Source organism: Blastochloris viridis, assembly GCF_001402875.1.
Taxonomy (GTDB): domain Bacteria; phylum Pseudomonadota; class Alphaproteobacteria; order Rhizobiales; family Xanthobacteraceae; genus Blastochloris; species Blastochloris viridis.
Genome location: NZ_CP012946.1, coordinates 981,654 through 993,870 on the forward strand (window position 1 = coordinate 981,654; position 12,217 = coordinate 993,870).

General features: G+C 68.2%; 12 protein-coding genes and 1 tRNA gene. 5 read left to right on the forward strand and 8 right to left on the reverse strand.

The window, feature by feature from the left end; genetic code table 11:
- Window positions 1-400 precede the first annotated feature (400 nt).
- Complete coding sequence (locus BVIR_RS04405; protein ID WP_055036601.1) at window positions 401-970, forward strand: type II toxin-antitoxin system HicB family antitoxin; 570 nt, start codon at window positions 401-403, stop codon at window positions 968-970.
- A 141-nt stretch (window positions 971-1,111) separates the two neighbouring features.
- On the opposite strand, the gene BVIR_RS04410 is transcribed toward BVIR_RS04405, so the two are convergent.
- On the reverse strand, window positions 1,112-1,417 hold the full coding sequence (locus BVIR_RS04410; RefSeq protein WP_055036602.1) for a hypothetical protein: 306 nt from the start codon (window positions 1,415-1,417) through the stop codon (window positions 1,112-1,114).
- A gap of 691 nt (window positions 1,418-2,108) precedes the next feature.
- Between BVIR_RS04410 and BVIR_RS04415 the strand changes: the two genes are divergently transcribed.
- Window positions 2,109-2,573 carry a MarR family winged helix-turn-helix transcriptional regulator gene (locus BVIR_RS04415; protein WP_055036603.1) on the forward strand — a complete coding sequence of 155 codons (465 nt, stop codon included), beginning with the start codon at window positions 2,109-2,111 and terminating at the stop codon, window positions 2,571-2,573.
- Window positions 2,574-2,733: 160 nt separating this feature from the next.
- Here the strand turns inward: BVIR_RS04415 and BVIR_RS04420 are convergent, their stop codons facing one another.
- Complete coding sequence (locus tag BVIR_RS04420; RefSeq protein WP_055036604.1) at window positions 2,734-3,696, reverse strand: NAD-dependent epimerase/dehydratase family protein; 963 nt, start codon at window positions 3,694-3,696, stop codon at window positions 2,734-2,736.
- Between the two features lie 320 nt (window positions 3,697-4,016).
- Between BVIR_RS04420 and BVIR_RS04425 the strand changes: the two genes are divergently transcribed.
- The 3 genes from BVIR_RS04425 to BVIR_RS17360 all read left to right on the forward strand — a co-directional run bounded on the left by BVIR_RS04425 (window position 4,017) and on the right by BVIR_RS17360 (window position 5,581).
- Entirely contained in the window at window positions 4,017-4,367 is a 351-nt protein-coding gene (locus tag BVIR_RS04425) for a hypothetical protein (protein ID WP_055036605.1), read from the forward strand.
- Window positions 4,368-4,523: 156 nt separating this feature from the next.
- Window positions 4,524-5,039: an acyltransferase gene (locus BVIR_RS04430; protein ID WP_055036606.1), complete on the forward strand. Its 516-nt coding sequence runs from the start codon at window positions 4,524-4,526 to the stop codon at window positions 5,037-5,039.
- Window positions 5,036-5,581: an acyltransferase gene (locus BVIR_RS17360; protein ID WP_055036607.1), complete on the forward strand. Its 546-nt coding sequence runs from the start codon at window positions 5,036-5,038 to the stop codon at window positions 5,579-5,581. The genes BVIR_RS04430 and BVIR_RS17360 overlap by 4 nt, the downstream gene beginning before the upstream one ends.
- A gap of 72 nt (window positions 5,582-5,653) precedes the next feature.
- Here BVIR_RS17360 and BVIR_RS04440 read toward each other — a convergent pair whose 3' ends face one another.
- From BVIR_RS04440 to BVIR_RS04465, 6 genes are all read right to left on the reverse strand, one after another.
- Complete coding sequence (locus BVIR_RS04440) at window positions 5,654-6,541, reverse strand: hypothetical protein (protein ID WP_082416691.1); 888 nt, start codon at window positions 6,539-6,541, stop codon at window positions 5,654-5,656.
- A gap of 154 nt (window positions 6,542-6,695) precedes the next feature.
- Window positions 6,696-7,715, reverse strand: coding sequence for an NAD(+) synthase (gene nadE, locus BVIR_RS04445; protein WP_417852042.1), 1,020 nt, complete (start codon window positions 7,713-7,715; stop codon window positions 6,696-6,698).
- Window positions 7,712-9,256, reverse strand: coding sequence for a class I adenylate-forming enzyme family protein (locus BVIR_RS04450; RefSeq protein ID WP_055036609.1), 1,545 nt, complete (start codon window positions 9,254-9,256; stop codon window positions 7,712-7,714). The genes nadE and BVIR_RS04450 overlap by 4 nt, the downstream gene beginning before the upstream one ends.
- A gap of 39 nt (window positions 9,257-9,295) precedes the next feature.
- The gene (locus BVIR_RS04455; RefSeq protein WP_055036610.1) at window positions 9,296-9,562 is read right to left on the reverse strand and encodes an acyl carrier protein; all 267 of its coding nucleotides are present in this window, start codon (window positions 9,560-9,562) and stop codon (window positions 9,296-9,298) included.
- An 11-nt stretch (window positions 9,563-9,573) separates the two neighbouring features.
- Complete coding sequence (asnB, locus tag BVIR_RS04460) at window positions 9,574-11,535, reverse strand: asparagine synthase (glutamine-hydrolyzing) (protein ID WP_055036611.1); 1,962 nt, start codon at window positions 11,533-11,535, stop codon at window positions 9,574-9,576.
- A gap of 501 nt (window positions 11,536-12,036) precedes the next feature.
- Window positions 12,037-12,111: transfer RNA gene (locus BVIR_RS04465), tRNA-Thr, on the reverse strand.
- Window positions 12,112-12,217 lie beyond the last annotated feature (106 nt).

Genomic DNA, 12,217 nt, shown 5'->3' on the forward strand with positions numbered 1-12,217 from the left:
CAGGCACAGCGGCGGGTACTCTAGGCCAGCATTCGACGCACGGGGATTCGACGAACGCCGGGGAGGATTTCGCCGGAGGCGCGGTGATTACCCCCGAAATGTAACACGGCAATCAAAAAGAATTGTGCCGGGCAGGCATTGCACAGTTTCCGCACCTTGCGGCTTCGACCTTGGGAAAAATCGCCAAACCCCATTCCATCCGGAGCAAAACTCCCCACATCAGCGACGGAAGCTTCGCTCGTGTGAGGAGAACCGACCGGGGGTGCGACGACACGTCAGGGTGTAGTCCGCGTGCGGCGCCTTACCCTTGACACACCGGTTCGTCATTGTTCTCAAAACGAGCATAAGACCGGCAACAGCTTCTTTGCTCCCCCAACCCCCGACTGCAAAGAGGACGTACATGATCAACGAATCGATGGCTCGCGAACGAACGCGATGGCGTGGTGCCGCATTCGCTGATGGTTTCACCGGCGATATCAGCACCCTTCTGGCAGAGACCCAGACCCGTCATGCCGAGTCCAGCGCCCGCGCTGCGGCACGCCCGGCCGGCTATGTCGCCATCGTTGCCGGCAAGCCCGGCAACTACCGCGTCGTGCTGCCGGACCTGCCGCACTGCACCGCAAAGGGCGACACCATGGATGCCGCCCTGGCCGACGCCGCGGTTGTGGTGCGCCACTGGTGCGAGGCCGCGCTCGACCGCGGCGAGCCGCTGCCCGAGCCGCGCTCGGCCGACGAGGCCGTGCATGGCGATCCGCAGGTGGTGCGGCTGCTCGGTGAGGACAGCGCGCTGGCGCTGGTGCCGTTGCTGCCCGAGGTGGCGGTGACCCGCACCATTGAACTCGCGCTGGACGTCGACCTGGTGGCGGCGGTGGACGAGGTCGCCGAGGCGGCCGGCGTCGCCCGCACTGACTTCATTGCCCTCGCGCTGGAGGCGGCGCTGGCGCAACATGCCGAGCCGGTCGGCACCTAACGCGGCGGCGGGCCCGATTGGATCCGGGGTCCGCTCCAAGCTGAGATTGCCCCAACAGCAGGTCCCGCAAGCTGGCAATGGGATTTGCGGAAGACGCCCATCATAACGACGGATCTTGCTCGAATCCTCCGGCAAGTCTGTTCAAGCGTTCGCCGGCCGCGGGTGCACCCGCGGCCGGCCCTTGGCGCAGGGGCCGAGCGGCAGCGGGCGGTCGACAATGATGAAGTTGTCGCCCGGCAGCAGATCGCCGATCAGCCGCAATCGCTGGCCTTCGAACGCCGACACATCGACCGGACGGCCGTCACGGTTGAGAAGACGGATGATGTGGCGACCGGCGACATCGGCGCCGTCGACCACGCCGCCGTTATAGGTCTTGCGCACCGGGCCTGACGCGTCGGCCGCGCCGGCTTGAAGCCCGAGCGCGACGATCAGAGCAATCCGGACCATGCCGCCCTCCCACACGTGCCGTTTGCAAGTGTGATGCGCGTCGCCACGGCGCGACATGCGGAGGATCAACCGCGCTACGTTGGGGGAGCGAAAAGAGAAACCCCGCCGCATGAAGCGGCGGGGTGGGCCGGTCGGGCATCACGGGGAGGTGATTCATCTGCACCGAGGGGGCTTGGTGCAGGACGAAACCGGCCAGTTTTCGTCTCCGAACACCAACGCAAATTGGCACCCGGCGGAGGACTTCGAGCGAGGGACTTCACACAGCAAACGTCGTCTCGAACTGCAGGCTCGGCGCCGCACAATTCGGAACCGCGATTATGGGCCGCACCGGCGGGGGCAGGCGCGGCCCATGTCCGTGGCGGTACCCGATGGCGCACCGCAACGGTCTTCCCGGCGGCGAGCGGGGGCATCGCCGCGTTGTTTTCGGCGCGTCACCTGGCCCGATCGCTCGGGGGTGGCGCCGCGATTGCGTCGACTGGTACAGCCGGCTGCCGAGCGTGGGGCCGGCAGCTCTGATCCGGTCGACGAGGTGTTCGATCGGCGCTAGGTGTATCGCGGACGATCAAATCGTGTGATAAATATCGCAGGGCCGGGATCAGCTGTCAAGCGCTTGCGATTGTATTGCGTACGATTTATCGGTAGGGCGGCGACGCGCCGCACCCCGGCGTGGCGACCGAGCAGGAGAGCGCGCATGGCCGCGGGGGTATCGCCGAACCCGCCCGACGACGGGCCCTTTCTCGGCGATTTCGTTTGTTTCTCGATCTATTCGGCCGCGCTGGCGTTCAACCGCGTCTACAAGCCGCTGCTGGCCGACATGGGGCTGACCTACCCGCAATATCTGGTGATGGTGGTGCTGTGGGAGGAGGACGGCCGCACCGTTGGCGGCATCGGCGAGGTGCTGTCGCTCGATTCCAGCACGCTGACGCCGCTGCTCAAGCGGCTTGAAGGCATGGGGCACCTCTCCCGCGCTCGCGACGACGCCGACGAGCGGGTGGTGCGGGTGCGGCTCACCCCGGGCGGCCGGGCGCTGCGGGCCAAGGCGCGGGTGGTGCCAGGCTGCATCCTGGAGGCCACCGGCATGTCGCTGGAGGAGCTGCGCCGGCTGCAGGGCGAAATCGACGCGCTACGGCGCAATCTGGAAGTCGCCAACCGCTGAAGCGGGTTTCCGCACGCTTCTTCGCCCTCGCGGATCATGGGTACCGGATTTCGCGGCTTCGCCGCTTGTCCGGGACGACAGCGCGAGGTCTCGGCCGGGGCCGGCCGGCCTCGGATGTCGGCGGCACGGCGCCTTGGCGCGCACTGCGCACGGTTTCTGTTCAGACGAACGTGCCGTGGCTTTGCGCCGACCACAGCTCGACCGCGCGGTCGAGTGCGTCCGGGAACAGGCGCTGCCGCGACACCAGCCAGGCCGGATAGATGTCGGTGGAGCGCACCAGCTTCATCACCCGGTCGGGGTGGATGCCGAGGCCGAAAACGTCGAGCATCGTCAGAAGCTTGGCAGCGGCGAGCACGACAGGGAGCGGCACCAGCACGGTGCGGGCCTTGGGGAAATGGCGCCGGATCAGCGTCTCGACGATCTGCTCAAGCGTGTAGCGCTGCGGGTAGGCGGCGTTGAACAGGGTGACGGATTCCGGCTGCGACCGCGCGAACTCGATCGCCTCGAGCAGGTCCTGCACATAGATGCAGGCCTTGATGGTGTCCTTCCGCCCCGGATAGACGAAGACGCCTTTCTTCAGCAGCGCGGCGAGGCGGGCGAAATTGCCGCCTTCGCCGGGGCCAAACACCACGGCTGGCCGCACGATCACCAACCGGCGGTCGGGCGCTGCCTCCTGCCAGTGGCGGTGGAGGCGCTCGGCAATCAGCTTGGAATGGCCGTAGGCCGATTCCGGCGCCGGCGGGCTGGCCTCGGTCTTGGTGTCCTCGCTTGGGCCGTAGACCGAGATCGAACTGGTGAACACGATCTCGCGGGCGCCGCTGCGGGCGGCGAAGCGGGTGACCTCCAGCGCGCCGAGGATGTTGGTGTCGTAATAGTCGTGGGTGGGATGGCCAGGCGTCGTGTGCACTGCGGCGAAATTGTAGATGCGCGCCACCGGCCGCCCGAGGTCCAGCCCGGCGAGGTCGCGCACGTCGCCGATGCGGTAGTCGACCCCCGCCAGGGTTTCACGTGGCGGCAGCAGGTCGATGGAGACGACGTCGTCTGCACTGTCCGCGGCAAGATGACGAACGAGGTGAGTTCCAACGAACCCCGATCCCCCGAAAACGACGACGGCGTCATTCATGCGGATATCTCTGGATTGCCGTGCGGCACAAGCCGGCCACGGGAACACCGGGCGTCCACCAGGGACCAGATCTCCGGATTCGACAAGGTCGCCATGTTATCGCGGCGAACGAAATCTGAAAGCCGCGATCTCGGCATTCGAGCCGTAAGCGAACCAGTTCGGCCGCCCGGCCGGTGCGACGGTACGGTCGGTTGGCCCGCACCGGATTGTCCGGTATCAATGAGCCACAACCGAAGGTGCGATTCGAAACGCCAAGATGCCGCGTTGCGGCAGGGCGGGCCAACGGAACCAACGGCAGCGGGGGACCGAAGCCTTTCGTCATGGTGAACTGGGGGCTCATCTTCCGAACGCGCGATCCGGATCGCGACCGTGCCACCGATGCCGCGCGCATTGCCGCGGTGCAGGCGGCGCTGGCGCAGGCGATCGAGAGCGCGTGCCGCGAGCGGGACGGCCTCAGCCGTCGCCTGGAGGATGTGCGCGCCCGCGCCGCGTTTCTCTATGACGATCAGGACGCCTCCCACGAAGGGCGGCTCGGCGCGCTTGAGGAGCAGATGGTGGTGGGCGCTCGCCGTCTCGCCGACCTCACCTACCAGATCGCCGCCTTCGAGGCGCTGCATGCCGAAGCCGGAAATGTCCTCGCGGGGGCGCCCTCGTCCAGCGTTATGCCCTGAGCAGGTGGCCCCGGCCGCCGCGGTCGCCTCTGCGTCCCAGCTTTGGTAGTGTGGCCGGACAATCGCGCTCTGGTGGGCTGTTGGCTGGGGCTCGCCGTTTCCGCCTGCCGGGGTGAAACGCGGTTCGCACGGACGCGGGATGCGCCGAGGTGGTCGATGCCGGTCTATGTTTGGTCGCGGCTGAAGATGCTCGTGCTAAGCCACGGCGGGCGACCGAAAATCAACGGGCGGGTGTGGTTCCGCGGCTACGGCACCTTGATGTTCGGCGACGGCGTCGTCATCGACGCCAGCCGGTGCCCGGTCGAACTGCACGTCGAACGGGGGGCGCGGCTTGAGATCGGCAATGGGGTGGTGATCTCGTCGGGCGCCTCGCTGGAGGCGACCGGTGCGGTGGTGGTCGGCGACGGCTGCCGCATCGGCGCGTTCTGCAAGATCCTCGACAACAACTTCCACCCGCTGCGGGGCGACCGGCTGGTGCAGCCAAAGCCGGTTCCGGTGCGGATCGGCGCGAACGTGGTGCTGGAGGACAACGTCATCCTGCTGCCGGGCGCCCGGCTCGGCGACAATGTGCGGGTGCAGGCGGGCTCGGTGGTGTCGCGGGCGATTCCGCCGGACGCTGTGGTGTCCGGCTTTCCCGCCCGCGTGGTCGGACGGGCGGGACCGCGGTCATGACGCCGCCATTGCTGAAACGGGCCGGCGGCTGGGGTCTGCGTACGTTCTATCGCTGGCGCACCCGGCTCGTCCTGCGCGGCTGCGAGCTGGCGAGCGGAGCCTATGCCGAAGGCGAGGTGCGGGTGTCGGGGCCGGGTTCCATCCGCATCGGCCGCAACGCGGTGCTGCTCGACGGCATTGCGCCGACCGAGCTGGCAAGCGGCGCCGGCGCCGAGATCGTCATCGGCGCGAACACGGTTCTGAACTATGGCGCGCGGCTCAGAGCGACGTCGTCGGTCCGCATCGGTGCCAACTGCCTGATCGCCTCGTTCGTGGTGCTGGACGACGCAGCGGCCGATTTCGGCCCGCCGGCGCCGATCGAGATCGAGGACGGGGTGTGGATCGCCCATGGCGCGGTGATCGCGCCGGGGGTGCGGGTTGGCCGCGGCGCCGTGGTGGCGGCCGGCAGCGTGGTGCGCCGCGACGTGCCGGCGGAGATGCTGGCGATGGGCAATCCGGCGCGGTGCTTTTCGCTCGATCTGGTGCCGGGCCAAAAGCCGTAGCTGCGCGCCGCAACTGATCGGCCAGAATTCGAAACACTGACTCAACGTGTCCGGCTGGATCGATCGGATCGGCTAATCGAGGCCGGCGAGAAACGCCACGAATCGCGGCGACACCGCGTTTCGGCCGAGCGCGTTCAAATGGGCGCCGTCGTCGGTGTAGTCGGGGACGAGGCACGGCACGCGCTGGTCGCCGGCGGACACGGTGCATTGGCTGCCGTCGGGCTTGGTGGATTCCGCCACGGCGAGGTCGAACAGCCGTCCGCTGCCGGCATATTCGCGCCGGAGCAGCTCGTTGAAGGCGTTGCGCTTGGCATTGGCGGGGTCGTAGCGCCCCAGCGCCTGCTTGATCATCGCCTTGATGCCCTGCTCGGGCGCCATCAGCGGCGCGGTGACATGCGCGAATGTCGTCTTGGGGTAGGCCTGCGCCAGCTCGGCCATGGTCCGCTTGTAGCGCTCGAACAGGCCGGCGACGTCGCTGTCCTTGTCGAAATCGGCATAGCAGAACTTGAAGAACGCGACGTTGGCGTGGTCGCCGATTCCGCCGCGCACCAGATGCTCGAACGCCTCGAGCTTGGAGAGCGGGTTGCCGTTCTGGCCAAGCTCGGCGTGGAGAAGGCCCGGCCCTTCGGCATCCGCGGTCTTGATCTCGCGGATGGGCCACCTTGCCGCCGGGTGCGCCTTCAACGTCGCCTCGATCCCCTGGATGATGTTCCAGCCGACCGACTGATGGCCGAAGAAGATGGTTCGCGCGGCGAGCTTGTCGATGTCGGCGTCAGCGACCTCCTGGGCCGCGAGCGGCCGCGGGGCGCCGGCGCAGGCGAGGCTCGCCACCACCAGCAGCGGCAGCGATGCGACCGCCCGTCTTGGCAGGCGCGAACGAAGCTGGGAGAGGAGCCCGCTCAGGCCGGCCGACGCGCGCAGCGTGGCAGGGAGGGGAAGAAGGGCGGTGAGGTATTGCATGTCGACCTTCTCTGCTGTGGCGAGTCAAAGGGGGTTCGGGATCGCGCCGTGCTCTCGGAGCGAGAGTCGTTGTGGCGACCAACGCGGTCGCCACCGGACGGGTACCGATGCCGGGCCGAAATGGCGCGCGGGTTCCCACGGCGGCGCATCGGGTTCAGCCCGCCGGTCCGGCCAGCAGCGGCGCGGCGTGCAGATAGACCGAGACGCGGCGCTTTGCGGCGATATCGCGCCACACCTGCTCGATCTGCTCGACCGACAAGCCGAGCGCCGGCGCCGCCACGTCGGCCGGCACGGCGTGGTCGAGCGCGTAGAGGCACAGGTCCATGCGGTCGTACGGCAGCGAGAAATAGAACTCCTCCTGGGTCTGCGGCAGCGACCAGGTGTCGGTGGTGGGCGGCCGCCGCCGGATCTCCTCCGGAATGCCGAGGTGCTCGGCCAGCTGGTAGACTTGGGTCTTGAACAGATGGGCGATCGGCTTGAAGTCGGCGGCGCCGTCGCCGTTCTTGACGAAGAAGCCCTGGTCGTGCTCCAGGCGGTTGGGCGTGCCGGCGACCGCAAAGCCGAGGCGGTCGGCGTGGTAGTATTCGAGCTGCTTGCGGGTGCGCTGCTTCATGTTGGTCGCGGCGACAATGCCGAGATAGGCCTCCAGCGGCAGCCGCACCGTGCGCTGCTCGCCGCCCGGCGACTGCACCACCAGCGACGACAGGTGATAGCCGCCGCCGAGCACGTCGGCGATCGTGACCTTGCAGCTCCAGCCTGCTTCGAACTCCGGCACCACGCTGCGGATGAACGCATCGCGCCGCCGGTAGCAGCCGGCCGCCTCCAGCGCCGGCGCGATGTCCTCGACCACGGCCTTGATGCCGAGCTGTTCGGCCAGCATCCGGCCCAGCCGCAGGCTGTCGTCCTCGGAGTCCTTCTCCGGCATGAACAGCCCCAGCACCTTGTCCGGACCGAGCGCCCGTACGCACAGCGCGGCGGTGACGCTGGAGTCGATGCCGCCCGACAGCCCGACCACGGCGCCGCGCCGGCGCAGGGTGCGCAGCACCTGGGTTCGGACCAGTTCGGCGATGCGGGCGGTTTCTGCCGCGGCGTCGATCGCCAGCACGTCCGGGCCGAACGGACGCTGCGGCGGGACGCCGGGCCGGTCGGTGCCGGCCATTGCGGATAAGGTCATGTCGCAGCCTCCAGCGCGGGGGTCGTCACAGCACGGCGATCGATCTTGCCGTTGTCGGATTTGGGGAGGGTGTCGCGAAACTCCACCTCCTTGGGGACCATGAAGTCCTCAAGGTGGCGGGCGCAGTGGCGGATCACATCCTGACCGGTCAGCGCGCCGGGCTCGGCCACCACGATCGCCTTGATCGCGGTGCCGAGAACGGCATCGTCGATGCCGACGACGACGACCTCGTGCACGCCGGGCAGGGCGTGGATCACGGTCTCGACCTCCTTCGGGCTCACCTTCTCGCCGCGGGTCTTGATGATGTCGTCCTTGCGGCTGACGAAATAGAGAAAGCCCGCGGCGTCGGTGCGGAACAGATCGCCGGTGTGGAGCACCTTTTCCCATTCGAACGGGCCGGGCCGCAGCGACCGCGCCGTCGCCTCGGGGTTCTCCCAATAGCCCTTCATCACGTGCGGGCCGCGGATCACCAGTTCGCCGACGACGCCGGGTGCAACCGGCCGGCCGTCGTCGTCCACCACGGTGGCCTCGGTGCCGGGAATGGCGATGCCGACCGAGTCCGGGCGCGCCTTGAGCTCGTGCGGCGGCAGATAGGTGCCGCGGGTGCACTCGGTCTGGCCGTACATCGAGAACAACTCGGCGTCGGGGAATCGCTCGGCGAGCCGCGTGAGCTGCGAGGGCGCCAGCGGCGCGGAGGCGGTGGTGAGATAACGCAAATGCGGCAGCCGACCGGGGCCGAAGTCCTCGATCCGCAGCAGCACGGCCACCATGGTCGGCACCAGCGGCAGGCCGGTGACGTGTTCCGCTGCGGCCTTCTGCAGCACCGCCTGCGGGAACGCGAAGGACTTCTCCAGCACCAGCGTCGCGCCGGTCTTAACCGTCACCAGCACTTGGTAAAGGCCGTAATTGAACGAGACCGGCAGCACGCTGAGCACGATGTCGTCGGCGGTGTTGCCGAGATAGCTCGCAATGGCGGTGGCGGCGGCGACGATGGCCTGGTGCGTCATCATCACCCCCTTGGGCAATCCGGTCGAGCCCGAGGTGTAGATCAGCATCGCCAGGTCGAGCCCGATGCCGGGTCTGGGCGGTGGCGCACACGCGGCGGCGAGCGCGTCCTCGAGCCGCAGCCAGCGGTCCGGGACATCGCCCATGGCGTTGGCGACCACCGTCACCTTGACGGTGGCGGACGATGCGATGGCCTTGTGCGCCACCGCGCCGAGGCGGCCGCCGGTGATCAGGGCGCTGGCGCGGCAATCGTTGAGCAGGAAGGCGACTTTTTCGGCCTTGGTCGAGGGGTTGATCGGGCAGAACACCGCCCCGGCCTTGAGCGCGGCGAAGATCGCGATCACCGCCTCGGCGCAATTGTCGAGAAACACCACCACGCGGTCGCCGCGCTGGATGCCGTGGCGGATCAACGCCGCCGCCAGCCGGTCGGACGCGTGGTCGAGGTCGCGATAGCTCAGCCGTCGCTCGCCCGCGATCAGCGCGATCTTGTCGGGCTGCGCCGCTGCGCTGGCGATGAGGAAGTCTTCGACCCGCATATCGGTCTCCTGACCCCGGCGGTGGCGGCGATAGCGCGCTCAGGCCGCCGTGGCCGCTTGGGCTCGCCGGGCGACGTAGGCGTCGATGCGCTCGATGGAGTCGAGATTTTCCGGGACGACATCGCCATCGGCGACGGCGATGCTGAACTCTTCCTCAAGGAAGGCGACCAGTTCGAGAATGCCGGTGGAGTCGATAAGACCGGCGTCGATCAGCGACTCCGCGTCGTCGATGGCGGTGCGGTCCTCGCGGAACAGGAAATTGTCCTCGATGAACTGGCGGATTTTGGCGCGGCGTGTGGTCGGCATGGCGGCTCCCTCTAGGCTGCCTGGGGTGGCTCGGCGGAAGCGCTCGTCCGGCGGACGAACCGCTGCGCCAGCAACTGGGTCGACAAGATTGCGGTGAGCGCGAGGTTGTCGCGCGCGGAAACCAGGCGGCCGCCGGTGCATTTGCGCACCAGCTTGTCGACGGCGGCGGGGGCGAACAGCCCGACCTTGGCGAGCGTGGCCGGTGCAAGCATGTCGGTGACATAGGGCGGCGCCGCCGGGCCGACGAATGCGCGGCCTTCGGGTGCGCGATAGGGCTGCTTGGGCCGGTCGGCGATCATGGCCGGCACCAGGTCGCGCGTCGCCTCGCGCAGAATGTGCTTTTCGCGCAGCACGCGCAGCTTGAGCTGCGGCGGCAGGCGGCCGGCGAAATCGATCAGCCGCGGGTCGAGGAACGGGAAGCGGCTCTCGACCGCGTGCGCCATCGCCACGCGGTCGCTCTGCGACGACAGGATATAGCCCGGCAGCAGGAATGCCATTTCCAGGTACTGCGCCTGCGACAGCGGGTGCCAGCGCGGGAAGTCGGCCGGCAGCCGCTCGCGCAGGTCGGCGAGCGCGTCGTAGCCGGCGAGCCGGTCGCGCAGCTCGGCGGTGTAGAACGCCTTCGCGCCCTGGGTCATCCGGGTGCGCGGCAGGAGCGAGAACAGCGGATCGGCGAGATCGTCACTGCCGCCGACGAAGAACGCCTCGCGGTAGCTCTGCGACTGGGTCTTGAGGCGCGGCAGGTAGGGATAGAGCCGCTGCAGCAGCAACAGCCGGCGTTTGGATCCCGGCTGCGCGGCGCAGAACCGCCGCAGCTTGGCTTCCTTGAAGATGTCGTAGCCGGCGAACACCTCGTCGGCACCTTCGCCGGTCAGCACCACCTTGAGGCCCTGCGCCCGGACGAACTTGGCGAGCAGGAACAGCGGCGCCGGGCCGGTGCGCACCAGCGGCTGCTCGACGTGGGCGACGATGTCGGGGAAGCAGCGTGCGATGTCGGCCTCGGTCGCCAGCACGGTGTGGTGGTCGGTGCCGAGCGCCTCGGCCATCGCCAGCTGGAACACGCGCTCGTCGAATTCGGCGTCCTCGAACGCCAGCGAATAGGTCCGCAGCCGGTCGGGTGCCAGCCGCTTCATGATGGCGGTGATGATGGAGGAATCGAGCCCGCCGCTGAGATAGGCGCCGACCGGCACGTCGGCGCGAAGGCGGATCCGTGTGGCGTCGAACAGCAGCGCCCGGAGTTCGTCGGCGATGTCGCGCGGATCGCGCCGGTCGAGCCCGCCGGGGTCGTGGGCGTCGGGAAACGACAGCCGCCAATACGGCTCGACCCGCACCCGCTCGCCCTCGGCGAGCAGGATGTGGCCGGGCGGCAGTTCGGAGATGTCCTTGAAGATGGTGCGCGGCGCCAGCGGGAACCAGAACGTCAGGGTCTGGTCGAGCGCGATCGGGTCGATGGCGGCCGTCATGCCGGGCACCGCCAGCAGCGACTTGATCTCGGAGCCGAAATAGAGGCAGCCGCCGCGCGTGGCATAGAACAGCGGCCGCACTCCGGCGCGGTCGCGGGCCAGCAGCAGGCGGCGCTGCCGGCCGTCCCACAGCGCGAAGGAAAAGTCGCCGTTGAAGCGCGCGACGCAGGCCGGACCGAAGGCGCGGTAGGCTTCGAGGATGACCTCGGTGTCGGACGCGGTGCGGAAGCGGTGACCGCGCGCGATCAGCTCCGCGCGCAACTCGACGTAATTGAAGATCTCGCCGTTGAACGAGACCCAGAGTTCGCCGTCGCCATCGGCCATCGGCTGGGCGCCGCCGGCAAGATCGATGATGCTGAGCCGTGCGTGTGCGAGGCCGACGCTGTCGCCGACGTGGAGGCCGAGCGCGTCCGGGCCGCGGTGCGCGATGGTCCGGATCATCGACCCGAGCAGCACCGCCGGTGGTGCGGCGGTGTCGGGGTGTCCGTGGAAGCCAGCAAAGCCACACATGGCCTGTTCAGTCCGCGCTGCGTTGGGGACGGCAACCTGTCAGCGATGTTTCACCATCAGGGGTTAAAGCCGCGCGAATCCGTTCAATAAACCGGTAGGTGGCGCCGCGCCGCCAGCAGTCGCCCGCTCGCGAGCGATCCGCGTGGCCGCTCCGAACGCAGCATCGGCAAGGTGGCCGGCCGATCAGGCCTGCGAGAACCATCGCGTTTCCTCGGCCTCGCATCCGGCTTTGCACGCGAAGAGCGCGCCGCGGACTTGCGGGCAAAACCACGATAGCTGAAAAGTTTAGAGTATCGGCTTGGTTCCGTCGCGGCGGAGGGCGCTTTCGCTGACGCGTTCAGGGTATCGACGCGGGCCAATGGTCATCTTCATCCTCCCGACTGCACGGATTTCGCACCCAAAGACGCGCCGAATGACGATTTGTTCTGCCGTTCCGCGCCGTTCCATGGCACGCAGCGGAAGATCGGCGTTTCGTTATGTGTATGATTTTGTTTGCTTAAATGGTGCTGCCGCACAGGATTGAACTGTGGACCTCTCCCTTACCAAGGGAGTGCTCTACCACTGAGCTACGGCAGCGGGCGCCGACGCAACGTGTCGCGCGTCGTGTTTGCCCCTACTGCCACAAGGCACCGGGCGGTGCAAGCAACTCCGGCCCGGTTTTCGACCCGAACGCACCGAAACC

Bases quoted from the DNA above. Each gene is read 5' to 3' on its own strand.
- BVIR_RS04415 (WP_055036603.1), top strand. From the start codon at position 2,109: ATGGCCGCGGGGGTATCGCCGAACCCGCCCGACGACGGGCCCTTTCTC.
- BVIR_RS04450 (WP_055036609.1), bottom strand. From the start codon at position 9,256: ATGCGGGTCGAAGACTTCCTCATCGCCAGCGCAGCGGCGCAGCCCGAC.
- BVIR_RS04405 (WP_055036601.1), top strand. From the start codon at position 401: ATGATCAACGAATCGATGGCTCGCGAACGAACGCGATGGCGTGGTGCC.
- BVIR_RS04425 (WP_055036605.1), top strand. From the start codon at position 4,017: ATGGTGAACTGGGGGCTCATCTTCCGAACGCGCGATCCGGATCGCGAC.
- BVIR_RS04440 (WP_082416691.1), bottom strand. From the start codon at position 6,541: ATGCAATACCTCACCGCCCTTCTTCCCCTCCCTGCCACGCTGCGCGCG.
- nadE (WP_417852042.1), bottom strand. From the start codon at position 7,715: ATGACCTTATCCGCAATGGCCGGCACCGACCGGCCCGGCGTCCCGCCG.
- BVIR_RS04455 (WP_055036610.1), bottom strand. From the start codon at position 9,562: ATGCCGACCACACGCCGCGCCAAAATCCGCCAGTTCATCGAGGACAAT.
- BVIR_RS04430 (WP_055036606.1), top strand. From the start codon at position 4,524: ATGCCGGTCTATGTTTGGTCGCGGCTGAAGATGCTCGTGCTAAGCCAC.
- BVIR_RS04420 (WP_055036604.1), bottom strand. From the start codon at position 3,696: ATGAATGACGCCGTCGTCGTTTTCGGGGGATCGGGGTTCGTTGGAACT.
- BVIR_RS04410 (WP_055036602.1), bottom strand. From the start codon at position 1,417: ATGGTCCGGATTGCTCTGATCGTCGCGCTCGGGCTTCAAGCCGGCGCG.
- BVIR_RS17360 (WP_055036607.1), top strand. From the start codon at position 5,036: ATGACGCCGCCATTGCTGAAACGGGCCGGCGGCTGGGGTCTGCGTACG.
- asnB (WP_055036611.1), bottom strand. From the start codon at position 11,535: ATGTGTGGCTTTGCTGGCTTCCACGGACACCCCGACACCGCCGCACCA.